Source organism: Citrobacter sp. CK180 (assembly GCF_030333655.1).
Taxonomy (GTDB): Bacteria; Pseudomonadota; Gammaproteobacteria; order Enterobacterales; family Enterobacteriaceae; genus Citrobacter_B; species Citrobacter_B koseri.
In genome coordinates this window covers 411,118-432,820 of the sequence record NZ_JAOWFM010000052.1, presented here as the reverse complement: position 1 = coordinate 432,820, position 21,703 = coordinate 411,118, and the positions used below count along the sequence as shown (strand labels likewise).

Sequence of the window (21,703 nt, the reverse complement as noted above, 5' to 3'; positions counted from 1 at the left end):
ACTGGCATTGAGCACGGCAGCGAAGATATGAGGTCTCCCGCTGCTGTGCTCCCTCATTCCTGCCCGCAATTAGTGGGTGAGCCAGAGGCTCATTACTTCAGGCAACTTTCCTACTGTCAGAAATCAATAACATCATCGTTATTTCTCCTACGTCCGGGCGGGTCATTCTCGCCCAGGATTTTTTCTGACAAATAACAAAGCATAAGTTTAAGCGTCTTAACTGGCGTTTTTCTTGCCTCTCGTCCGGCGGATTTGTCAGACGTTCAAAAACTATAAACGTATGGAGTTAATAATGATTGTAGCAACAGAAGATCGCTCATTCCGTGATGTTGTGATCTACCGTGATGATCCGGTGTTTTCACATAAGACCCGCATTTTCACTACGCTGACAGTTGATACTGTTCCTGGCACTTTACTAGCCAGTGATGGCACCGCTTATGAGTCAGGCAGTGGTCTGTTAATCGCACTAGATAGCCACAAGGCAGGATCAAATGTCCCTGTGATTGTGGTTGACCGTGGTTGTGTTCTGAACCGCGCCGGATTGATTGGCACCGATGCAACCGCAGTTGCGAATGCTATTACCCAAATTGAGGCCAGCGGCCTGAATCGTATCTCTGAATAAGGAGAATAAAAATGGATTTTAAATATAACGATTTTACTGGTGTTTTCACCAAACCCTTCGGAAATAATTTCCTGATTCAGGAATTAGGCATCTTCCAGGAAAAGCACAGCGATACACCAAAAATTGAAACAGACGACCTACGGGCGGGCAAGATCTCCGTTGCGGAGTCTGTGAATAGGTACGGCACGGAGCTAGTTGGCTCAGAACGTGATCTGAGCCTGAACCGCCTCCTGGAAATTCCACATTGGGTGCTATCTGGCGAGGTCGATGCGAGCATGTTCCAGGGTATTCGCCGCCCCGGTACGCAGCGCCAGCAGAATATGGACGAGCTGGTTAGTGATGAATCAATCCGCCAGTATATGAAGTTCCGCACCACAAAAGAGGATGTACTCGCCAGGGCACTGTTTACTGGTGTTGTTAACGCGCCGTACACACAGCAACAGGTTGTCGATTTCTCTGAAGAGTTTGGAGAAGATTATTCCAGTGCTGTGATCGATGTTGGTTCAACTGGTCCGCTGGAGTCGCTAGACACCGCCGCAACTGCACTACGTGTCAATCTGGGCGGCTGGGTTAAGGCTCTCAAAGGTATCGTGGTTCTGTGTGATCCGACTTTCTATAAGTCAGTGAAATACCACGCAGAAATCCGCACTTTAGTAGCCCACGGCGTTCTGCCTCAGTCCACCCTGTTTAATAGTGCTGTACGGGCAAACCTCCCGGCGTTTAGCGCTTTTGAACTGGACGGTCTGGTCTTCGTTAACGTTATCGGCTACGAAGATTATCTACCTGCTGGTAGCGCTGTAATGGTTCCGGTATTTGCTGACAACATTATTCCGTCAGACCATACCCCACTGGAAGTTGTCTCCGGTCCTGCCTCACGTAATGCGAAGATTACCGCAGCAGGTACACGCGCTGAGTTCTTCCAGTACAGCTTTGATGACCGCCTGGGTAACAAAACCGTTATGTCTGAGTTTGGCGTTCTGCCGCTCATCTACGACCTGTCGATGATTACCAAACTAACCACCTCAACGGGTGAGTAAGTAGCGATCAACAACGGATTTCGGGGAGCGATTTGCTCCCCGCCGCATTTATAGATGAAGAGGGGATACAATATGAGAATTACAATTTCAGGTGTTGGGGGAGTGCCTTTGGTTATCTCTCACGTTAAAACGCTGGATGATAACGAACTGATTAATGTCAGTGGCCTATGCAGGGCGCTAGGAGGTATTCCGCGCTCTTCATTTCTCGATAAGGTCGAGCGACTAGGGCTTGAGGGGGCTATCAAGCATTACCTCAACGAACAGAGACAACGAAAACTGAAAACATAAGAGCCGGGTCAATCCCGGCTTTTTTATAGCAATGTCTCAACCCTATGAAAAGGGGCTGATTTGAAAAGATACCCTTGCAGTCCCCAGATATCTTCACCTCGTAAAAGGTTTATGTATTGTCGGTCTTCTACACCTTCAATGACTATTTTGTTGCAATATTTCTTGATGTTACTGATTAGTATAGAAAATATGGGTTTTTGTATCTGTTCTCTGAAAAAGCAACGATCAAGCTTCACAACATCAAAACAGCCACTCACAAGGGCTGCAACATTCGCATTTCCCGCACCTAAATCATCCAGCCACAGGCTAAATCCTTCAGATTTCAGTCCACGAAGTACCGGGTTTTGTATGCCTTGTTCTAAGTTGGGGAAATGTTCAGTGATTTCCAGAGTAACAAACGGGAATGACTCCAGAGAGGATTGTAAAACCGCATCGTTAAGTAACAGCACAGCCATCGTGTGATCAATATTGACCGAACAGAATAGCCCATGCTTATCAAACCATTGCGCATGGTGATTAATCTGGCTGAACTGTTCATTCAGAAATGAACGCTTTAGTTCAGCAGACCAGCCAGCGATAACCCATTCAGGGCTGATCACGCGCGCGTTTTCATCTGTAAAGCGTGTCAGTAACTCTACACCAAGCATTTTTTCATCAAGATTGACTATTGGTTCTGCGACGAATTCGATGTTCATTTGAGCAATCCATGTGGTCATAACAGACTGATAATGCTCTTTTAAAAACAATCGATCAATAATAACGATCAATAACAAAATAATGATCGATAAAAACGATAAATGCATATATTTGATATATATGATAAATTTAATTTTGGGATTATTCTTGGGTTTGGTGAAGCCGAACAGGTTTCTTCATCACATACATAACTACGGGTTCGAAACAGCGAAAGATCACAACTAAACGAGGCTGGAGCAATCCGGCCTTTTTGTCGTTTGAATGTGGGATACAACTTGAGACACAAGCTGGGACACAGAGTATTTTTTAGGGTTGAGTCTTTGGCTTTCCGCTGGCATGATCCAGAACAGGGATTAACGGGACGTTAATCGCAAGTTTTTGATTTTGTTTTAAATGACTCGGGGTGCCCCTTTTCACGAAGGGCTGAGACATACCCGTATTACCTGATCTGGATAATGCCAGCGTAGGGAAGTCTGACACTGCTCGTGTCCCTTCTTCACGCGGGCAGGAGCTGAACCATGCAGCCTGACCTGCACAGCCGCGCGCTTGCGGCCCATACCTTACAACAATTTCGTATCCTTTCTCCGCTGACCCACTGTATGACGAACGACGTCGTGCAGAACTTTACCGCCAATACATTACTGGCATCAGGCGCCTCACCGGCGATGGTGATTGAGCCCGAAGAGGCGCGCCAGTTTGCTGCTATCGCCAGTGCGTTACTGATTAACGTCGGCACGCTGACCCGGTCGCGCGCGGAGGCCATGCGCGCTGCGACAGAGCAGGCCCATATAGCGAAAACCCCTTGGACGCTTGATCCCGTGGCGGTTGGCGCGCTCGATTATCGCCGCCGTTTCTGTCTGGAACTGCTGTCTCTTAAGCCCAGGGCAATACGCGGCAATGCCTCGGAGATCCTCGCCCTGGCTGGATTAGCGGCGGGCGGGCGTGGAGTGGATACCACCGATACGGCGGTATCGGCGTTACCGGCCGCTCAGGCGCTGGCGCGTCAGACGGGGGCCGTCGTTGCGGTAACGGGGGAGGTGGATTATGTCACCGACGGGCAGCGTACCGTCAGCGTTACCGGCGGCGATGTGCTGATGACGCGCGTTGTCGGGACGGGATGCGCCTTATCTGCGATTGTGGCGGCCAGTTGCGCGCTGCCGGGAAATACGCTGGACAATGTGGCGTCAGCCTGTAGCTGGATGAAACAGGCCGGGCAGATCGCTGCCGAACGCAGTCAGGGGCCCGGGAGCTTTATTCCGGCTTTTCTTGATGCGCTGTATCACCTTAATGCGGAGGAGCAGGTATGAAACGGATTAACGCGTTAACCATTGCAGGCACTGACCCAAGCGGCGGCGCCGGGATTCAGGCCGATTTGAAGACCTTTTCGGCGCTGGGCGCGTATGGTTGCTCCGTCATTACGGCGCTGGTGGCGCAAAATACCCGCGGCGTGCAGTCGGTGTACCGCATTGAGCCCGATTTTGTCGCAGCGCAGCTGGATTCTGTCTTCAGCGATGTGCGTATCGACACCACCAAAATCGGTATGCTGGCGGAAACGGATATTGTTGAAGCTGTTGCAGAGCGTTTGCAGCGTCACCAGGTGCAAAACGTGGTGCTGGATACGGTGATGCTGGCGAAAAGCGGCGATCCGCTGCTTTCTCCGTCGGCGGTGGAGACGTTGCGCAGCCGGTTATTGCCGCAGGTGTCGATTATCACGCCGAATCTGCCGGAGGCCGCGGCATTGCTGGATGCGCCGCACGCCCGCACGGAACAGGAAATGCTGGAACAAGGGCGTGCGCTACTGGCGCTGGGCTGTGGCGCCGTGCTGATGAAAGGTGGTCATCTGGATGATGCGCAAAGCCCGGACTGGCTCTTTACCCGTGAAGGGGAGCAGCGTTTTACCGCCCCACGGGTGATGACCAAAAATACCCACGGCACCGGGTGTACGCTGTCGGCGGCGTTGGCGGCGCTGCGCCCGCGCCATAGCAACTGGGCCGATACGGTACAGGAAGCAAAAACCTGGCTTTCGGCGGCGTTAGCCCAGGCGGATACGCTGGAGGTAGGCGAGGGGATTGGCCCGGTACATCATTTCCACGCGTGGTGGTAATGGTAGTATACTGATCCCAGACTTGTCGGCCTGGAAAAAGATAAATGGAACAAGCGCATACCCGGCTTATCGCGCAACTGAATGAACGAATTGCCGCGGTGGATAACACGCCGCTGTACAGGAAGTTTGCCGAGACGGTCAAAAATGCCGTTCGCAGCGGGATTCTTGAGCATGGCAACATTTTGCCCGGCGAGCGCGATCTCAGCCAGTTGACCGGCGTTTCGCGTATTACGGTGCGCAAGGCAATGCAGGCGCTGGAAGAAGAAGGCGTCGTAACCCGCGCCCGTGGCTACGGAACGCAGATTAACAACATCTTCGAATATTCCCTGAAAGAGGCGCGCGGCTTTTCGCAGCAGGTGGTATTGCGCGGTAAAAAGCCGGATACCCTGTGGGTCAACAAGCGGGTAGTGAAATGCCCGGATGAGGTGGCGCAGCAGCTGGCGATCGCCGCAGGCAGCGATGTGTTCTTGCTCAAACGTATCCGTTATGTGGATGAGGATGCGGTGTCCATTGAGGAGTCCTGGGTGCCTGCGCACCTGATTCATGATGCGGACGCCATCGGGATCTCGCTGTATGACTATTTCCGCAGCCAGCATATCTTCCCGCAACGTACACGTTCTCGCGTCAGCGCGCGCATGCCGGATGCGGAATTTCAGTCACATATTCAGATGGACAGCAAAGTGCCGGTGCTGGTGATCAAGCAGGTGGCGCTTGACCAGCAACAGCGGCCCATTGAATACAGCATCAGCTACTGTCGCAGCGATCTATACGTTTTTGTGTGCGAGGAGTAGCGCCTCGCGCGTTGGCGCGCAATCGCCGCCGCGATGGCCTACCACCCAGGAGGCGACCGCGTTCCCCAGCAGCACCGCGTCTGCAAGCGCCCAGCCGGATGCCAGCCCGGCCAGCATGCCTCCCGCGTGGCTGTCTCCTGCGCCAATGGTATCGACGACCGTTGTGGCAAATGCGGGCACGCAGCCGGATGATTGCTGGCTGAAATACCATGCTCCGTCTTTATCGTGGCGGACAATAACCGGTGAGGCAAACGCCGCAAGCCAGGCGGCGCCAAACGCGTTAGGTTCATGACTAAAGCCAAACCGTTCGGCAGCAATGTCTGCCTCCTGACGGTTCAGCGATACCAGCGGATGGCAGGCCATAATCCGCGTCATTAACGGGTCGGGAATGTCGCCGATTCGCGGCCCGAAGTCGATAAACGGCGTCACGCGCTCTAACCCTTCCAGCCAGCTCACCAGCAGTTCGCCGCATGGCGAGGCGAGTTGATAACCGGAAAAGTAGATCCAACTGTCGGGCGGAATTGTCAACTGCGCCAGCCAGTCGGCATTCCATTGGTTCTCAACGCCGCTGAACGACATAAACGTGCGTTCGCCATCCGGTTCTACCAGCGCCAGACACCAGCCGTTGTCTCCCTCTGCGTTGTCGATCAGGCTGTGTAACCCCTCTTTCGCCATGCGATGACGAATAATGTCTGACCATACGCCCTGACCGAGGGGCAGGGCATTACTGGCCTCAATCCCCAGACGCTTTAAGGCGACGGCGATATTGAGCGCGCAGCCGCCGACGTTGACGCCTTGCTGTTTAAGCTCAATATCGCAGCCACGCCAGGGCAGCGCGTAAGCATCGGCAATCACATCAATGACCGCAGCGCCCACGACCGTCACCGGCTGGCGGCGGGCTAAATCGGGCAGCAACGCCCGCAGGCGCGTTGTGTTCATACCGCCTCCCGCTGCTGGCGATAGCGCGCCAGCGCGGTGGCATAGCGCATGAAGTCCAGTTGGTTTACCGCGTCCAGCTCGTCTTTCAGCGCAGGCTCGATGGCCTCCACGCCGTGCAGCGCGCCACAAATCGCCGTTGCCATCGCCCCAATGGTGTCGGTGTCGCCGCCGAGATTGGCGCACAGAATGGCGCAGCGGTTAGGGTCGGTGTTGGCCAGCTCGACCATTGCGATGGCGCAGGGCACCGATTCAATGGTGCTGGTGCCCGCGCCAACCACCTGGTAAAGCTGCTCGCTGGCGGATTCAATGCCGTTCGCGTCACGGACGATCTTCAGTGCGATCTCCAGGCGAGCCGAGAGCGAGGCGCTAAAGGTCGTGATGCGTTTTTGCTGCGCATAGTGGGCGATAGCCGGTAGCGAATCGACAATATCAGACCAGCAATCACCTTCAATCGCGCGTGAGATAGCCCATGCCACAACGACCGCACCAGCAACAGCCAGGTCTGACTTATGCGTCGGGCTGGAGGCCAGGGCTACATCATCAATAAACGCATCCAGATCGCGTGGCGGAAGCAAGCACCCCAGTGGGGAAACGCGCATGGCCGCCCCGTTGGTCACGCCGTTGTTTTCCAGTTCAGCAACGGGCTTGCCGTCACGAATGGCGTTCAGCGCAATTTTCGACGTTGGGCCAAGAACGTTCTTATTAAAGGCGTCAAAGCGCAGCGCCCAGTCCAGAATGTTACGGCCAATCAGGTCCGGGTCGATCTGCCCGTCGCGCTCCAGCAGCGCATCCGCCAGACACAGCGCCATCGACGTATCGTCAGTAAATTCAGCGCGGTTAAAATAGCAGGCCGCGTTATTTTCCGCAGGGCCGGGCAGAAAGCGATCAATCCAGCCAAAATGCGCTTTTACGCGCGTTCTGGGCCATAGCTCCGACGGCATTCCCATCGCATCCCCTAACGCCTGCCCATAAAGGGCACCGAGAATACGTTCAGCTTTCATTTAACTTCCCCTTGTGTCAGCGCAATATCGCGATCGTCCACTTTAATCGCAGTGATCTCTTTGTCGGATTCGCGAAAGAAAATCATAAACAACACGGCAATCACGGCGATCATCACCGCCCCGAATGTCCACATGCCCGCCCAGTTGAAGGTGAGGCCGTTTACCGGCTCTTTATAGGCAAACATTTTTTCCATCATCACGCCGCCGAGACGGTAGCCCAGCAGGCTGCCAAACCCCTGACAGCAGAGGGTGATCAACCCCTGAGCGGCAGTACGCATATGCACAGGCGCTTTTTTATCGACATAGATATAGGCCGTAACATAGTAGAAGTCGTAACTGACGCCGTGCAGCAAAATGCCAAGAAACAGCAGGGCATAGGTGAAATATTCTTCCGCGCCGCCGTAAACAAAAAAGCCGTAGCGGATTGCCGCAGTGATAAGACCAAGCAGTAAGACCTTTTTAATGCCAAAGCGCTTCGTGAAGAAGGGTAACGCCAGCATAAAGAAGATTTCGGAGAACTGGCCCAGCGTCATCCAGCCGGTGGCGTTTTTCATGCCGACTTCCGTCAGATAGCCATTCGCGAAGATGTAGTAGAACGCCAGCGGCATCGCAAACAGGAACGAGCAGAAGAAAAAGACCAGGAAATTTTTATCGCGCAGCAGGATCAGCGCATCCAGCCCCAGCATAACTTTAATGTCCAGCTTGCCGGTGCTTTTTGGCGGCGTATCCGGCAGGAAGAACGCAAAAGCGCCCAGCAGGACGGAACTGCCTGCGGTGATCAACAGCGGAATATTGGTTGGCGAGATATCGTTATAGCCCAGCATTTGCGGTAAGAAGCCGCACGCCAGCCCGGATGCGATCCAGCCAATGGTGCCCATCACGCGAATGCGTGGGAAATCGCGCTCGACGTCCGGCACGTTGGCGAAGGCGATGCTGTTCGTCAGCGCAATAGTGGGCATATAGGTTAAGGAGTAGGCCAGCAGCAGCGGGAAGAACCCGGCGAATGTCGTTTGCTGCGCGGCGAAATACATCAGGACTGCGCCTGCGAACATCAGCACCGCCAGCACTTTTTGTGCGGAGAAAAAGCGGTCAGTCAGTGAGCCGACGAGAATCGGCGAGAGAATGGCGGCAATCGCGGTACATGCGTAAGACCAGCCGATTTCTCCGGCGCTAAAACCGCTTTTGTTCAGCCAAAGCCAGAGGGGGACGAACCAGGCGCCCCAGATAAACCACTCCACGAACATCATGAACGACAGTTTCACTGTAGTTTTCATCGTTAAATCCTTCATGACAGGTAAGGTACATGATGACAGTACCACTTAATAATACCTTTTAAATACCTTTGGGGCGTAAATTTGACTGCTGTAACACTTTTTCGTACCTGAAACGTGCCAGCAGATAGCGCTGAAAAATGCGCTATAGATGGAAAAAATGGCCGGTCGGTACCAGGCTTATTGCTGCCCGCAAAACGCGGGTCAGGACAATCCACATTCCGGTACTCAATCGGAACTTACGGGAGCATAGCTATGACTGATATTGCGCAGTTGCTTGGCAAAGACGCCGACAGCCTTTTACAGCATCGTTGTATGACCATTCCTTCTGACCAACTTTATTTACCCGGACATGACTACGTAGACCGCGTGATGGTTGATAACAATCGTCCGCCTGCCGTACTGCGTAACATGCAGACGTTGTATAATACCGGACGTCTGGCCGGAACGGGCTACCTCTCCATTCTGCCCGTCGATCAGGGCGTTGAACATTCTGCCGGGGCGTCGTTTGCCGCAAACCCGCTTTATTTTGATCCAAAGAATATCGTCGAACTGGCTATTGAAGCAGGCTGTAACTGCGTGGCCTCGACGTATGGAGTACTGGCATCGGTTTCACGCCGTTATGCGCACCGCATTCCGTTCCTCGTCAAACTGAACCACAACGAGACGTTGAGCTATCCAACGGAGTACGATCAAACGCTCTATGCCAGCGTTGAGCAAGCGTTCAATCTGGGCGCCGTGGCCGTTGGCGCGACCATTTACTTCGGTTCTGAGCAGTCGCGTCGTCAGATTGAAGAGATTTCCGCCGCTTTTGAACGTGCGCATGAGCTGGGGATGGTGACCGTCCTGTGGGCATACTTGCGTAACTCTGCATTTAAAAAAGACGGCGTGGATTACCACGTTTCCGCCGACCTGACCGGGCAGGCTAACCACCTGGCGGCGACGATTGGCGCAGATATCGTCAAACAAAAAATGGCGGAAAATAACGGCGGCTATAAGGCGGTGAATTTCGGTTACACCGACGATCGTGTTTACAGCAAGCTGACCAGCGATAACCCTATCGATCTGGTGCGTTACCAGTTAGCCAACTGCTATATGGGGCGCGCGGGGCTGATTAACTCCGGCGGCGCGGCGGGCGGTGAGACCGATCTCAGCGACGCTGTGCGTACTGCGGTTATCAACAAACGCGCGGGCGGCATGGGCCTGATTCTGGGGCGTAAAGCCTTCAAGAAAACAATGGCGGATGGCGTGAAACTGATTAACGCCGTGCAGGACGTCTACCTGGACAATAAAGTGACGATTGCCTGATGTCACGTACCCCTCCCCAGGTTTTCGGGGAGGGGTATTGGTTATCAGGACGGCGCAAAAATCACTCTCTGAGCATTTTCGCCATGTGTTGCAACTGCTTATAGGCCTCGTAACGACGATGATGCAATGGCTGATACGCTGTCTGTGGGTAATAACAGGTATCCACATGCGTAAACTGCTTCATGGCCTCGGCAACCGAGGGGGAAATATTTCCGGCGACGGCGCCAAGTATTGCGGAACCTAATAAAACGGGCTCGCTGCACTGGGTGGTTAATACCGGAAGTCCGCAGGTATCGGCTAATAGTTGCCGCACCAGAGGATGCTGACCCGCACCGCCGCTAATCACGATATTTTTATTCCGTACGCCGCAGGCATTCTGCGCATCAATAATTTGCCGCAAACCGTAACCGATACCGCACAGTCCCGCCACATACAACGCCAGTAAATTGTCCAGATCGCGTTCCATACCCAATCCGCAAATAACGGCGCGTGCGTGCGGGTCGGCAAACGGCGCGCGGTTGCCTAAAAACTCCGGTACAACATGAATACCCGCCACCAGCGTGACGGCGTCCGACGCCTGCGGCGCTTTTTCTGACACCCGATCGGCAAGATAAACCGGCAGCGGTAATCCTGCCTCCTGCGCCAGTTTCCGCGCGTCTTCGGCGGCGGGATGAAACGCCAATAGCTGATCGATAGCCGCGCCCGCGGCGCTTTGCCCTCCCTCAACAAGCCAGAGCCCTGGCACCATCGCGCTGTAATACGGCCCCCAGACGCCGGGAACGAAAACGGGATCGTTCGTTGAAGTCATGGTGCAGGATGAGGTGCCAAACACATATGCCATATTATTGAGGGCGCCGCCTTCAACGCCGACAGTCCCGATGCCGCCCGCATGGGCGTCAATCAGACCCACGGCGACCGGCGTGCCCGCAGGCAGGCCCATCTCCTGCGCCGCCTGCGCGGTTAAACCGTCGCCACAGGGCGTACCCGGTGGCACGATGCGCTGTCCGATGCGGGCAAACTCGTCATCAGCCAGTTCTGCCAGCCCGATCGTGCGGAAATAGTCCGGGTCCCAGCGGTTTTCATGAGCAAGCCAGGTCCATTTGCAGGTGACTGTACAGATGGAGCGGGCAAGGTCGCCGGTGGCGCGCCAGGTCAGGAAGTCTGCAAGGTCGAAAAATTGCCATGCGTTTTCGTACACCTCGCGGCGATTTTCCTTCAGCCATAAAATCTTAGGCGTTTCCATTTCCGGTGAGATTTTCCCGCCGACATAGTTCAGCACCGGATGTTGGCTGGCGTTAATGCGTTCAGCCTGTTCAGTCGCGCGATGGTCCATCCAGACGATGATGTTTTGCGCCGCATCGCCTTCGGCGCTCACGGGGAGCGGCGCGCCGTTTTTATCCAGAACCACCAGCGAGCAGGTGGCGTCGAAACCGATCCCCGCCACGCTTTCCGGCGCCGCGCCGGACTGCCTGAGCGCTTCCCGGATGCAGTGACAAACGGCCTGCCAGATCTCCTGGCTGGACTGCTCCACGCGGCTGCCGCTCCGGTGAGTGGTCGTGATTTTTTGCGTGACATGAGAGAGCAACGTGCCGCTCAGGTCGAAGATGCCTGCGCGGACGCTGCCTGAACCAACATCCACGCCGATAACGGTTTTCTGTAAGCTGTTCATGGCGCTTTTCCTCACAGATCAACGCTGTTGGGGAGGATAACCAGATCGCGAACAGTGACGTTTTTCGAACGAGTGACCATAAACAGCACCGATTCTGCGACTTCGATCGGCTGCATCAGGCTGCCATTTGCCAGCGCTTCTTCCATTTTCGCCTGCGGCCAGTCGTCCAGCAGCGCGGTCACTACCGGCCCCGGCAGCACCGCTCCGACGCGTACGCCATGTTCGGACACCTGACGGCGGGTTGTATGGACAAAGGCCTGAACGGCAAATTTGGAGGCCGTGTAAATAGGTTCCCAGATGACCGGTACAACGCCAGCGATAGAACTGGTGAAAATGATATCGCCGGATTTTTGCGCAATCATATGCGGCAATACGGCGCGGACGCAGCGAAATGCGGCATTGATGTTGAGGTTCAGTACGCGATCCCAGACGTCAGGATCGCCCTCGGCGACCGGCCCGCCAATGTAAGCGCCTGCGTTAGCATGGAAAATATCCAGCCCACCGGCCAGCTCGATAATGCCTGCCAGCAGGTTGTCGACCTGCCCGGTATTGAACAAGTCGATTTGCAGCGCAAACGCGTTATCGCCCAGTTCCGCGACGATTTTCTTCAGCTTCTCGCCTTCGCGGTCGATCAGGACCACTTTTGCTCCTGCGGCAAGCAGGGTTTTCGCGCACTCAAGGCCGATACCGGAGGCTGCGCCGGTAATGGCTGCAACCTTGCCGTTGAGGGAAGTATTCATGGAGGGGACAGAGTGATTCATTTTATAATCCTTTATGCATAGGTGATTTTTAAGGTGTATTTGCTTCTGCGCGAAGAACGGGGCGTTCTGACTGGCGTGTGAAGCATATTGCTCAATCGATGAAGCTGATCTAGCACTTGTTTATTTCCTCAGCAAGAGACATTCAAAATGAAGAGGCGATTTTGTGACGCGCGTTGAGAAAACGAAGAAAACAACCATCTACGACCTGGCTGAGTTAACCGGGGTTTCCGCCAGCGCGGTGAGCGCAATTTTGAATGGCAACTGGAAGAAGCGACGCATTAGCGCAAAGCTGGCGGAGAAGGTGACCCGGATTGCTGAAGAGCAGGGATATGCGGTGAACCGACAGGCCAGCCTGCTTCGCAGTAAGAAATCGAATGTCATCGGGATGATTGTCCCGAAATACGACAACCGCTACTTTGGCTCCATTGCTGAAAAGTTTGAAGAAATGGCGCGTGCCAGGGGGCTGCTGCCCATCATTACCTGTACGCGGCGTCAACCGGATCTGGAGGTTGAAGCGGCGAGGGCGATGCTCTCCTGGCAGGTGGACTGGGTTATCGCCACCGGGGCGACGCACCCGGATAAGATCGCGCAGATGTGTCATCAGGCGGGTGTGCCCACGCTGAACCTCGATCTGCCCGGAACGCTGGCGCCGTCGATTATTTCGGATAACTATGCGGGGGCTAAAGCGCTGACGGAAAGCATTCTCGCCAGCAGCCAAAAGCGGTATGGCGTTTTGGCTCCGCTGACGTTTGTGGGGGGGCGAATCACCGACAATAACACCGCCGAACGCTTGCGCGGCTTCCTCGACGCGCATAAAGCGCATGGATTGACGGTGCCGGAAACGCAGCAACTGGTTACGGGGTATTCTTCCGCAAGGGTGGAAGGGCTACTGAAATCGGTCTACCCGTCGCCTGATATTCCGCTGCCGGGGCTGTTTGTTAATTCGACAATTTCGCTCGAAGGGGTGGTGCGCTGGCTGGCGCAGAACGGGCAGACGGGAAGCCATCAGCCGCCAATGGGTTGTTTTGACTGGGACCCGTTTGTCTCTCTGCTGGGGCATGATATCGATATGGTGCGCCAGGATGTGCCAGCCATGCTGGACAAAGTGTTTGAGATTGTGGATTCCGGCGACACCACAATACGTCGTATTGAGATCCCGCCAGAATTGATCGCCAGCCAGAACATGGCGCGTTAGCGCGTCAGCAACCAGCGCGCGGTATGTTCATCGGTGACCAGGCCGTTGATCCAGCCGCCTTTCAGTGCGGCGAGGATAGCAGGGCGCTTATCTTCACCGCAGGCCGCCGCAATACGCGGACACTGGCTCTGGCGTATATCGTAGCTGGTGATGTAGCGGTTGATGAGGCTATCTACTACGTTGCCGTCTGCGTCAATAAAGCGGCCAAGTATTTCTCCTACGCCGCCGCGCGCGGTCAATTCGTCCAGTTGCGCCTCATTGATAAAACCGTCTTTGAAGATAGGACTCTGTTTCCCCAGCGCGCCGATGCCGACAAAAATGACCTCCGACGCTTCGGCGACGGCAGAGACGTTGCAAAACAGACGGCTGGTGCACCACATCTCGTATTCATCACAGGATTGCGCATAGCGTGGTGCGGGCCACTGGTAATATTTGCCCTGAATTTTACGTGCCAGCAACAGCGGGACGTCGTCGTAATAGTTACATTGTCCGTGTTCGTTCATGGCGCTGATCAACGCCACGCAGCGCGTATTGCGACTGTCGAAATCAATGCGTTTGATGGTTTTTTTCAGCGTCAACCCGGAACCAATGCCGACTACCGTCGGTTTGTCGCCCTGTAAGTAGCGGGCCATCAGTTGATAACAGCCAAAGGTTACGCTGTCGAGGGTGCTTTCGCTGCTGTAGGCGGGAACAATATTGCAGTTAATTAACTGATACTTTTCCTGCAAAAGCTGCGCGTAATCGAGGCAGTTCGCGACAGGATGGTGCAGACCAATCGAAACAATGCCTTCCTCTTTCGCCGCAGCGATAAGGCGTTGTACCACCGGTCTTGACGTCCCAAGCTGGCTGGCTATCTCACTTTGGTTTAAACCCGCAATGTAGTACATCCATGCGGCCCGGACTTTCTGATCCAGCCTGATGTCATCTTCTTTGCTCACGTTTCCCTACCTTAAGAGTGGCGTTGGGGGCGTTAATTTCCCTCAACCGATAAGGTCATTCTGGCGGGTGCTCAGGATTGAGGCAAGCTCTTTGCTCTTTTGTGGTCATTTGTAATTTTATAGAACAATTGCTCTTTTGTGATCTACGGCTCTTATTTAATACAAATGATCGACTAGAGTGCAGGCATAACCTCACTGGAGAGCAGAACAATGAACGATCAATACACATGGCTTCATATTGGCTTAGGTTCTTTTCACCGCGCCCATCAGGCGTGGTATCTGCATCGTCTGATCGCTTCCGGCGATACGCGCTGGCACATTGCCGCCGGCAATATTCGCAATGACGCCGAGCACGTTGTGCAGGCGCTGGCGGCGCAAAACGGTCGTTATATGCTGGAAACGGTCAGCCCGGAGGGCGAACGTGAGTACGAAGAGATCACGTCGATTCAGAAACTGCTGCCGTGGCAGGCGGATTTGCAGCCGCTGATTGCCGAAGGCGCCAGAGCGCAGACCAAAGTGATTGCTTTTACCGTGACGGAAGGGGGCTACTACCTGAACACCAGCCACAAGCTGGAAGTGAATAACCCCGATCTGGCGAGCGATCTCAACGGCGGCTGTAAAACGATTTACGGCGTCATTACCCGCATTCTGGAAGCGCGTATGGCCAATAACGCAGGGCCGCTGACGCTGCTCAACTGCGACAACGTGCGTCACAACGGTGAACGGTTCCACGATGGTCTGGTTGAGTTTTTACAGCTGACCGGCAAACAGGCGGTGATTGACTGGCTTAGCGCCAATGCGACCTGCCCGAATACGATGGTGGACCGCATCACGCCGCGTCCGGCAGCCGATCTTCCGGCGCGTATCAAAGCGCAGACGGGCATTGATGATGAAGCGCCGGTAATGGGCGAAACCTTTATCCAGTGGGTGGTTGAAGATCGTTTCCGCGATGTGCGCCCTGCGCTGGAAAATGTCGGTGTGGAGCTGGTGACGTCTGTTATCCCGTATGAAGAGGCAAAAATCCGCATCCTCAACTCATCACATAGCTGCATTGCGTGGGCGGGTACGTTAATCGGCCAGCAGTATATTCATGAAAGCACCCTGACGGACTTTATCTACCAGATTGCCGACCGCTACGTGACGGAAGACGTGATCCCTTGCCTGGGAGATAACGGCATCGATCTCCCGACCTATCGTGATGTGGTGCTTAAGCGTTTTACCAACCCGCATATTCAGGATACCAACCAGCGCGTTGCCGCCGACGGATTCTCGAAAATCCCGGCGATGATTGCGCCGACGCTGCGCGAGTGCTATCAGCGCGGTGCGCGGCCGAACGCTACCGCTATGCTGCCCGCACTGTTTTACGTCTTTATGGAGCAGTGGCACAAGGGCACGCTGCCTTATGAATACCAGGACGGCATTCTGGATGCGCCAGCGGTACATGCCATGTTTGAATCCGCCGATCCGATCGCGGCGTATGCCAGTGATAAAGCGCTGTTTGGCGACCTGACGGAACGTGATGATTTCGCCGCGCTGCTGCGCGAGAAAATCGCCGCTGTTCACACGCTGATTAACTGAGAGGTGGCTATGTATCTGGGTATCGATCTCGGCACATCTGAAGTGAAGGCGCTGGTCATTGATGAAAACAATGACATTGTCGCCACCCATAGCGCGCCGCTGACGATTCAGCGGCCCCATCAACACTGGTCAGAGCAATCACCGGAAGCCTGGTGGGACGCGACGGAGTATCTGATGTCCACCCTGCGGGAGAAATGTGGTCATCACTGGCAGGCGATTAAGGCGATCGGTCTTTCCGGTCAGATGCATGGCGCGGTACTGCTTGATGCCGCCGGGAATACGATCCGCCCGGCGATTTTGTGGAATGACACCCGTAGCGCCCAGGAGTGTGCGGAGCTGGAAGAAATTGCCCCAGAGCTGCATCAGGTTGCCGGTAATCTGGCGATGCCGGGGTTTACCGCGCCGAAATTGCTGTGGGTGCGTCGCCATGAACCGCAGAATTTTGCCCGCATCGAAACGGTGCTGCTGCCGAAGGATTATCTGCGTTTCAAAATGACGGGTAAAAAAGTCTCCGACATGTCCGATTCAGCAGGGACGCTGTGGCTTGACGTCGAGAAGCGCGACTGGTCGGATGCGCTGCTGGAGAAATGCGGGCTGACGCGGGCCAATATGCCGGAGCTGGTGGAAGGCTGCGATATTTCTGCCACGCTCGATCCCGTCGTCGCGCAACGCTGGGGGTTAACCCCTTCGGTGGTGGTCGCCGGGGGCGGTGGAGACAACGCGGTCAGCGCTATTGGCGTTGGCGCGGTATCGCCCGGCGATGCGTTTATTTCACTGGGGACGTCCGGCGTGCTGTTTGTGGTGACGGACGCGTACCGTCCCGCGCCGCAATCCGCAGTACATGCTTTTTGCCACGTCCTGCCGAATTTGTGGCACCAGATGAGCGTAATGCTCAGCGCCGCCAGCTGTCTGCAATGGTTCTGCCGCCTGGTAGGGACAACGGAAACGGAACTGCTGGAAGAAATCGCGCAGTTAAGCGATGCGGAAAAAGCCAGCGCGCCGATGTTCCTGCCGTACCTTTCCGGCGAACGCACGCCGCATAACGATCCTGACGCCCGGGGCATGTTCTGGGGGCTGACGCACTCCAGCCAGCGCGCGCTGATGGGTTATGCGGTGCTGGAAGGCGTCAGTTTCGGCATCGCTGACGGGCTCCGTGTTTTGCAGGAGAGCGGTACAAATATCGAACAATGTTCGCTGGTGGGCGGCGGCGCCCGAAGTCCGTTCTGGGCGCAACTGCTGGCAGATATTCTGGATATGCCCGTGGTGACGCACAAAGGCGGAGAAACCGGCGGCGCGCTGGGCGCGGCGCGACTGGCGTGCCTTGCGGCAGGTAAACCGTTGGCGTCCGTTTGCGAAAAACCGGAAGTCTACAAAACCTGGTATGGCGATCCGGTTCGCCACACGGCGCTGATGCAGCGTTATCAGCAGTTTAACGCACTGTACCGAAACGACCTGAACTATCGAAATCAATAATTTCTATAACAAAAGCCCTCCGGTGAATGTACCGGAGTGGCTCCCTGCACCCTAAAACGAGGTCAATATGTCGTTAACTAACAAACAATGGCTGGGATTACCCTTAAGTCTGGTCTGGGGGTATATCGCCATCGCCGTATTCATGACTGGTGATGGTTTCGAGCTGGCATTTTTGTCGCACTACATCAAAGCGCTGGGCTTTACCCCGGCGGAAGCCTCCTTCGCCTTTACGCTATATGGTCTGGCGGCGGCGCTGTCGGCCTGGGTATCCGGCGTAGTGGCGGAGATCATCACGCCGCAAAAAACCATGATGATCGGCTTTGTGCTGTGGTGCGTATTCCACGTATTGTTCCTCGTTTTTGGGCTGGGTCAGTCCAACTACGCCTTAATTCTGCTGTTTTACGGTATTCGCGGTCTGGCGTATCCGCTGTTCCTTTATGCGTTTATCGTCGCCATTGTGCATAACGTCCGCAGCGACAGCACCAGCGCCGCGCTGGGCTGGTTCTGGGCGGTCTACTCTATTGGGATTGGCGTTTTCGGCAGTTATATCCCGAGTTTTACCATTCCGCATATTGGCGAAATGGGCACCCTGTGGCTGGCGCTGGCGTTCTGTCTGACCGGCGGTGTTATCGCGCTGGTTTCGCTGCGTAAAATTGAAACGCCGCGCCATATGCAAAACCTCACCACCCGTGAAAAGTTCAGCGAACTGGGGCGTGCGGTCACGCTGCTTTACACCAACCGTAGCATTATGTTGTCCAGCATCGTGCGTATTATCAATACGTTATCGCTGTTCGGTTTTGCGGTGGTCATGCCGATGATGTTTGTGGATGAACTGGGCTTCACCACCTCTGAATGGCTACAGGTATGGGCGGCGTTCTTCTTCACAACCATCTTCTCCAACGTCTTTTGGGGCGTACTGGCAGAGAAAATGGGCTGGATGAAGGTTGTACGCTGGTTTGGCTGTATCGGGATGGCGCTCTCCAGCCTCGCGTTTTATTACATTCCGCAGCACTTTGGCCATAACTTCGCGATGGCGCTGGTTCCGGCAATCGCGCTGGGGATCTTCGTTGCCGCGTTTGTGCCGATGGCCGCCGTCTTTCCTGCGCTTGAGCCAAAACACAAAGGGGCCGCGATTTCGGTCTACAACCTGTCGGCTGGGCTTTCCAACTTCCTCGCCCCGGCGATCGCCGTGGTGTTGTTACCGCACTTCAGCACCATTGGCGTCGTGATTGCGTATACGTTGCTCTATATTGTGGCGTTTATTCTGTGTCCGTTTATTCGTGTTGAACAACCCGGATTCACGCGTCAGGAGGCATGTGAAGGCGAAACGGTCGGTATTTCTTAATGATGTCGGGCCCGGCTGCGCTGCCGGGTCTTTTTAAGGCGGCAAATGATGAAGAGTAAAGCGGTAATTTTCGACATGGATGGCGTCATCATTGACTCCGAAGGGCTGTGGCGTCAGGCGCAAAAAGACGCGCTGGCAGGCTGGGGAGTGACGGTTAATGACGAGGAGTGTGAAACGTTAACCAAAGGGAAGCGACTGGATGAGATTGCCCGCGTCTGGTGCGAATACTGCCCGTTGCAGACAGACCCCGGGGTGCTGGAGTCGGCCATTCGCAAACGCATTACCGGACTTATTGCAACGGAAGGCGAAGCGATGGACGGCGTCTACGCGGTATTGCATCATTTTCGCCACGGGGGGTATCGGATTGCGCTGGCTACGTCATCATCCCATCAGGTTATTGAGGCTGTTCTCTCTAAACTTAATCTCCGGGGGCATTTTGACGTCATTTGCAGCGCCGACGATGAACGCTACGGCAAACCGCACCCGGCGGTGTATCTCTCCGCGCTGAAAAAGCTGAGCCTGCCCGCCGCAGAGTGTCTGGTGATTGAAGACAGCCTGAGCGGTTTTCGCGCCGCGCAGGCCGCCGGAATTGATACCATCGTGGTGTCTGACGGCTGCCAGCACCCCTGCTTTAGCGAGGCCATCGGGCGCTACACGTCAATGCCGCAACTCCTGGAGACGCTGGCCCCGCCGGTTCGGGCCGCAGGGTAAATGACCCGTTTGTGAGCGCAGAGGTTCCGGGATGTCGCCGGTCTGATTATCCCTCTCTGCGCTTACTTTCTTTTTTTATTAGCGCAGTAACGGGCAGTCTGGCGGCAAACGGCAATGCAGCGCGTTGGGAAGTATTTCAATATGAAATTCCTGACCACTGAGCGGCTCGCCATCAAGGTTAAAAGTGATCTCATGCGGAGCCTGAATATCAAACCAGGCGGATGCACCATCGACAATGTTGGGGTTCTCTTCCGGCTGCGTCAATGTAGAAAACAGCGCCGGAAGCAGCTCCTCACCGGTGAAGATCCGCAGTTGCAGCAGCCCGTCATTAATGAGTGCGCCAGGGCAGAGCTGTTGTCCGCCACCGGCCTGACGACCATTACCAATGCCAATCACCAGCGCATCGCCCTGCCAGTGAAAATTCTCGCCGCGAATCTCACAGCGATCGGGCTTGAGGGTGTCCATGCGCATCAGCCCATGAATAAAGTAAGAGACGCCGCCCAGCGCGGCCTTGAGTTTTTCCGGCGTTTCGGTGGTGATGCGCGTCCCGAACCCCCCTGTCGCCATATTGATAAAGCAGGTTTTATCGTTGACCTGAGCGATATCGATCGCAACCGCGTTACCGGCAATCGCCAGTTTTAAGGCTTTATCCAGCGCTTCCGGGATGCCGGCGCTGGTGGCGAAGTCATTGGCCGTGCCCAGAGGCAAAATGCCAAGCGCGGGAACGTTGCCGCCCTGACACTGAATCAGCGCGGCGGAAACTTCATTGATGGTGCCGTCGCCGCCGCCCGCAATAACTGTCTCAACGCCAAGCTGTCGGGCTTCATTAACATAACGCTGGGCATCGCCTTTTTCCCAGGTGACCCGGACGTGAATCTCCACGCCCTCATCGCGAAGTAGCCCTATCGCGTCGCGCAGGGGCTGATTATCAGCGCCTTTGCCATTTAAAATCAGTAAGCTGGCGGGAAACGTAGCCATCCTTTGTTTGCCTCTGTCGTTAACCTGTTGAAAGTGTATAGCAGAAAAGGCGCGGAAAGGTCAGAACAGGCTGAAAATGAATCAGGAGCGTAAAGGAAAGGATAAAGACTCAGCCAAAAAAGCCCCGGTTTTCGGGGCTTTTTTGGCTATTCGAGGATGAGTTGCTCGGGAGCGCAGTTATACAGTTTTGCTAATCTTTCGATGTTATCTTTACGTGGGCGTTCTGACTTCTCAAACTCTGAGACAGTCGCCTGTTTGATGCCCAGGGCTTCCGCAACCTGTTTTTGCGTCATCCCTCTGTAAATGCGCCATGCCGCTTGCATGGTGCAATTTCGCTCAGAAAGAATGCTGATCACTTCGTTGGGGTAACGAACATTATCAGATGCGCCTGATTCGTCTTGTACAGTGTCATACAGTTCATCAAGATCTCTGTCGCTAACTAACTTTTCGAAGAGGTCAATTGGCACAACAGCAGAGACTCTGCGGCCTCGACTGTCTGTAATAAATTGGATAGCGGCCATAAGATTACCTTTTTTACATTTACATGCTAATAGTTGTTGTCGGTTAATTAACAAATTGTTTACAGAGGGAAACGGGCGGGTTTCCCCGCCGTCTGTCAGTAGGTTGATGAGCTACGGCGTAATATGCGCTGAATTTCAACGATCAGCGGTTCTCCGTTTACAAATACGAAGAGAACTCGATAGCTTTTCACCCTTAATCTGTACTGCCCGTCTTGATCCGTGAGTTTTTTGATATCCAGAGAGCTAATGTCTGGGTATAACTGCATGGCGTTTACTTTCTCACGTACCGCTTTTTGATCATCAGCAGGTAGCTTTCGCAGATCCTTAACGGCTCTACCCGTCCAGAGTATCTGGGTCATAAAACATCCCCTGTAAAACAAATTGTTAAAGAGCACACCCTACATGGCAGGCCTTAAATATAGGGTTTTAACCCTATATTGTCAAATTTGACCTCTATTTTTATAGGGGGACGGCGCA

Annotated in this window: 22 protein-coding genes and 1 riboswitch; of the genes, 12 read left to right on the top strand and 10 right to left on the bottom strand. The window is 54.7% G+C overall.

All coding sequences use genetic code 11. The annotated features are described in order from the left end of the window. Positions 1 to 292 precede the first annotated feature (292 nt). The 3 genes from OGV50_RS15665 (at position 293) to OGV50_RS15655 (ending at position 1,947) form a co-directional block, all read left to right on the top strand. Positions 293 to 622 carry a hypothetical protein gene (locus OGV50_RS15665; RefSeq protein ID WP_286488620.1) on the top strand — a complete coding sequence of 110 codons (330 nt, stop codon included), beginning with the start codon at positions 293 to 295 and terminating at the stop codon, positions 620 to 622. Positions 623 to 633: 11 nt separating this feature from the next. Beyond that, a complete protein-coding gene (locus OGV50_RS15660) occupies positions 634 to 1,659 on the top strand; it encodes a major capsid protein (protein WP_286488619.1) in 1,026 nt (341 codons plus the stop codon). 72 nt (positions 1,660 to 1,731) lie between these two features. Continuing rightward, positions 1,732 to 1,947 carry a hypothetical protein gene (locus tag OGV50_RS15655; protein WP_286488618.1) on the top strand — a complete coding sequence of 72 codons (216 nt, stop codon included), beginning with the start codon at positions 1,732 to 1,734 and terminating at the stop codon, positions 1,945 to 1,947. A 23-nt stretch (positions 1,948 to 1,970) separates the two neighbouring features. Here the strand turns inward: OGV50_RS15655 and OGV50_RS15650 are convergent, their stop codons facing one another. Beyond that, positions 1,971 to 2,642, bottom strand: a complete 672-nt coding sequence (locus OGV50_RS15650) for an EAL domain-containing protein (RefSeq protein ID WP_286488617.1) — start codon at positions 2,640 to 2,642, stop codon at positions 1,971 to 1,973. Positions 2,643 to 3,032: 390 nt separating this feature from the next. Next, positions 3,033 to 3,130: riboswitch (TPP riboswitch) on the top strand. A 31-nt stretch (positions 3,131 to 3,161) separates the two neighbouring features. Between OGV50_RS15650 and thiM the strand changes: the two genes are divergently transcribed. Genes thiM through OGV50_RS15635 form a run of 3 tightly spaced genes read left to right on the top strand, consistent with a single transcriptional unit; the run spans position 3,162 to position 5,538 of the window. Beyond that, a complete protein-coding gene (gene thiM, locus OGV50_RS15645) occupies positions 3,162 to 3,950 on the top strand; it encodes a hydroxyethylthiazole kinase (RefSeq protein ID WP_200090821.1) in 789 nt (262 codons plus the stop codon). Further along, positions 3,947 to 4,747, top strand: a complete 801-nt coding sequence (gene thiD, locus OGV50_RS15640) for a bifunctional hydroxymethylpyrimidine kinase/phosphomethylpyrimidine kinase (protein WP_047462552.1) — start codon at positions 3,947 to 3,949, stop codon at positions 4,745 to 4,747. The genes thiM and thiD overlap by 4 nt, the downstream gene beginning before the upstream one ends. A gap of 44 nt (positions 4,748 to 4,791) precedes the next feature. Further along, the gene (locus OGV50_RS15635; protein ID WP_012131660.1) at positions 4,792 to 5,538 is read left to right on the top strand and encodes a GntR family transcriptional regulator; all 747 of its coding nucleotides are present in this window, start codon (positions 4,792 to 4,794) and stop codon (positions 5,536 to 5,538) included. Here OGV50_RS15635 and OGV50_RS15630 read toward each other — a convergent pair. Genes OGV50_RS15630 through OGV50_RS15620 form a run of 3 tightly spaced genes read right to left on the bottom strand, consistent with a single transcriptional unit; the run spans position 5,512 to position 8,752 of the window. Then, a complete protein-coding gene (locus OGV50_RS15630) occupies positions 5,512 to 6,477 on the bottom strand; it encodes a PfkB family carbohydrate kinase (protein WP_115614695.1) in 966 nt (321 codons plus the stop codon). The two genes, OGV50_RS15635 and OGV50_RS15630, sit on opposite strands and share 27 nt — an antisense overlap. Beyond that, positions 6,474 to 7,478, bottom strand: coding sequence for an ADP-ribosylglycohydrolase family protein (locus OGV50_RS15625; RefSeq protein ID WP_047462557.1), 1,005 nt, complete (start codon positions 7,476 to 7,478; stop codon positions 6,474 to 6,476). The genes OGV50_RS15630 and OGV50_RS15625 overlap by 4 nt, the downstream gene beginning before the upstream one ends. After that, entirely contained in the window at positions 7,475 to 8,752 is a 1,278-nt protein-coding gene (locus OGV50_RS15620; RefSeq protein WP_047462559.1) for a nucleoside permease, read from the bottom strand. Before OGV50_RS15620 ends, OGV50_RS15625 begins: the two co-directional genes overlap by 4 nt. Before the next feature lie 252 nt (positions 8,753 to 9,004). Between OGV50_RS15620 and fbaB the strand changes: the two genes are divergently transcribed. Then, positions 9,005 to 10,057, top strand: coding sequence for a class I fructose-bisphosphate aldolase (gene fbaB, locus OGV50_RS15615; RefSeq protein WP_012131665.1), 1,053 nt, complete (start codon positions 9,005 to 9,007; stop codon positions 10,055 to 10,057). A 61-nt stretch (positions 10,058 to 10,118) separates the two neighbouring features. Here fbaB and OGV50_RS15610 read toward each other — a convergent pair whose 3' ends face one another. Continuing rightward, on the bottom strand, positions 10,119 to 11,726 hold the full coding sequence (locus tag OGV50_RS15610; RefSeq protein WP_115181410.1) for an FGGY family pentulose kinase: 1,608 nt from the start codon (positions 11,724 to 11,726) through the stop codon (positions 10,119 to 10,121). A gap of 11 nt (positions 11,727 to 11,737) precedes the next feature. After that, a complete protein-coding gene (locus OGV50_RS15605) occupies positions 11,738 to 12,487 on the bottom strand; it encodes an SDR family oxidoreductase (protein ID WP_024130189.1) in 750 nt (249 codons plus the stop codon). Between the two features lie 163 nt (positions 12,488 to 12,650). Between OGV50_RS15605 and OGV50_RS15600 the strand changes: the two genes are divergently transcribed. Continuing rightward, on the top strand, positions 12,651 to 13,682 hold the full coding sequence (locus OGV50_RS15600) for a LacI family DNA-binding transcriptional regulator (RefSeq protein ID WP_199976157.1): 1,032 nt from the start codon (positions 12,651 to 12,653) through the stop codon (positions 13,680 to 13,682). On the opposite strand, the gene OGV50_RS15595 is transcribed toward OGV50_RS15600, so the two are convergent. Continuing rightward, positions 13,679 to 14,620 carry a sugar-binding transcriptional regulator gene (locus tag OGV50_RS15595; protein ID WP_200090819.1) on the bottom strand — a complete coding sequence of 314 codons (942 nt, stop codon included), beginning with the start codon at positions 14,618 to 14,620 and terminating at the stop codon, positions 13,679 to 13,681. The genes OGV50_RS15600 and OGV50_RS15595 overlap by 4 nt on opposite strands. Positions 14,621 to 14,830: 210 nt before the next feature. Here OGV50_RS15595 and dalD point away from each other — a divergent pair, with 210 nt between their 5' ends. From dalD to OGV50_RS15575, 4 genes are all read left to right on the top strand, one after another. Beyond that, positions 14,831 to 16,198: a D-arabinitol 4-dehydrogenase gene (gene dalD, locus OGV50_RS15590; protein WP_200090818.1), complete on the top strand. Its 1,368-nt coding sequence runs from the start codon at positions 14,831 to 14,833 to the stop codon at positions 16,196 to 16,198. A gap of 9 nt (positions 16,199 to 16,207) precedes the next feature. Next, positions 16,208 to 17,671: a xylulokinase gene (gene xylB, locus OGV50_RS15585; protein ID WP_012131671.1), complete on the top strand. Its 1,464-nt coding sequence runs from the start codon at positions 16,208 to 16,210 to the stop codon at positions 17,669 to 17,671. Between the two features lie 67 nt (positions 17,672 to 17,738). Further along, the gene (locus tag OGV50_RS15580) at positions 17,739 to 19,016 is read left to right on the top strand and encodes an RbtT/DalT/CsbX family MFS transporter (protein WP_012131672.1); all 1,278 of its coding nucleotides are present in this window, start codon (positions 17,739 to 17,741) and stop codon (positions 19,014 to 19,016) included. 48 nt (positions 19,017 to 19,064) lie between these two features. After that, positions 19,065 to 19,727, top strand: a complete 663-nt coding sequence (locus OGV50_RS15575) for an HAD family hydrolase (protein WP_114848204.1) — start codon at positions 19,065 to 19,067, stop codon at positions 19,725 to 19,727. 78 nt (positions 19,728 to 19,805) lie between these two features. Here OGV50_RS15575 and yegS read toward each other — a convergent pair whose 3' ends face one another. From yegS to OGV50_RS15560, 3 genes are all read right to left on the bottom strand, one after another. Next, complete coding sequence (yegS, locus tag OGV50_RS15570) at positions 19,806 to 20,705, bottom strand: lipid kinase YegS (RefSeq protein ID WP_200090817.1); 900 nt, start codon at positions 20,703 to 20,705, stop codon at positions 19,806 to 19,808. A gap of 146 nt (positions 20,706 to 20,851) precedes the next feature. Then, entirely contained in the window at positions 20,852 to 21,226 is a 375-nt protein-coding gene (locus OGV50_RS15565; protein ID WP_012131676.1) for a helix-turn-helix domain-containing protein, read from the bottom strand. Positions 21,227 to 21,321: 95 nt separating this feature from the next. Then, positions 21,322 to 21,585, bottom strand: coding sequence for a type II toxin-antitoxin system RelE family toxin (locus OGV50_RS15560; RefSeq protein ID WP_012131677.1), 264 nt, complete (start codon positions 21,583 to 21,585; stop codon positions 21,322 to 21,324). Positions 21,586 to 21,703: the final 118 nt, after the last annotated feature.

Bases quoted from the DNA above. Each gene is read 5' to 3' on its own strand.
- OGV50_RS15665 (WP_286488620.1), top strand. From the start codon at position 293: ATGATTGTAGCAACAGAAGATCGCTCATTCCGTGATGTTGTGATCTAC.
- OGV50_RS15660 (WP_286488619.1), top strand. From the start codon at position 634: ATGGATTTTAAATATAACGATTTTACTGGTGTTTTCACCAAACCCTTC.
- OGV50_RS15655 (WP_286488618.1), top strand. From the start codon at position 1,732: ATGAGAATTACAATTTCAGGTGTTGGGGGAGTGCCTTTGGTTATCTCT.
- OGV50_RS15650 (WP_286488617.1), bottom strand. From the start codon at position 2,642: ATGAACATCGAATTCGTCGCAGAACCAATAGTCAATCTTGATGAAAAA.
- thiM (WP_200090821.1), top strand. From the start codon at position 3,162: ATGCAGCCTGACCTGCACAGCCGCGCGCTTGCGGCCCATACCTTACAA.
- thiD (WP_047462552.1), top strand. From the start codon at position 3,947: ATGAAACGGATTAACGCGTTAACCATTGCAGGCACTGACCCAAGCGGC.
- OGV50_RS15635 (WP_012131660.1), top strand. From the start codon at position 4,792: ATGGAACAAGCGCATACCCGGCTTATCGCGCAACTGAATGAACGAATT.
- OGV50_RS15630 (WP_115614695.1), bottom strand. From the start codon at position 6,477: ATGAACACAACGCGCCTGCGGGCGTTGCTGCCCGATTTAGCCCGCCGC.
- OGV50_RS15625 (WP_047462557.1), bottom strand. From the start codon at position 7,478: ATGAAAGCTGAACGTATTCTCGGTGCCCTTTATGGGCAGGCGTTAGGG.
- OGV50_RS15620 (WP_047462559.1), bottom strand. From the start codon at position 8,752: ATGAAAACTACAGTGAAACTGTCGTTCATGATGTTCGTGGAGTGGTTT.
- fbaB (WP_012131665.1), top strand. From the start codon at position 9,005: ATGACTGATATTGCGCAGTTGCTTGGCAAAGACGCCGACAGCCTTTTA.
- OGV50_RS15610 (WP_115181410.1), bottom strand. From the start codon at position 11,726: ATGAACAGCTTACAGAAAACCGTTATCGGCGTGGATGTTGGTTCAGGC.
- OGV50_RS15605 (WP_024130189.1), bottom strand. From the start codon at position 12,487: ATGAATCACTCTGTCCCCTCCATGAATACTTCCCTCAACGGCAAGGTT.
- dalD (WP_200090818.1), top strand. From the start codon at position 14,831: ATGAACGATCAATACACATGGCTTCATATTGGCTTAGGTTCTTTTCAC.
- xylB (WP_012131671.1), top strand. From the start codon at position 16,208: ATGTATCTGGGTATCGATCTCGGCACATCTGAAGTGAAGGCGCTGGTC.
- OGV50_RS15580 (WP_012131672.1), top strand. From the start codon at position 17,739: ATGTCGTTAACTAACAAACAATGGCTGGGATTACCCTTAAGTCTGGTC.
- OGV50_RS15575 (WP_114848204.1), top strand. From the start codon at position 19,065: ATGAAGAGTAAAGCGGTAATTTTCGACATGGATGGCGTCATCATTGAC.
- yegS (WP_200090817.1), bottom strand. From the start codon at position 20,705: ATGGCTACGTTTCCCGCCAGCTTACTGATTTTAAATGGCAAAGGCGCT.
- OGV50_RS15565 (WP_012131676.1), bottom strand. From the start codon at position 21,226: ATGGCCGCTATCCAATTTATTACAGACAGTCGAGGCCGCAGAGTCTCT.
- OGV50_RS15560 (WP_012131677.1), bottom strand. From the start codon at position 21,585: ATGACCCAGATACTCTGGACGGGTAGAGCCGTTAAGGATCTGCGAAAG.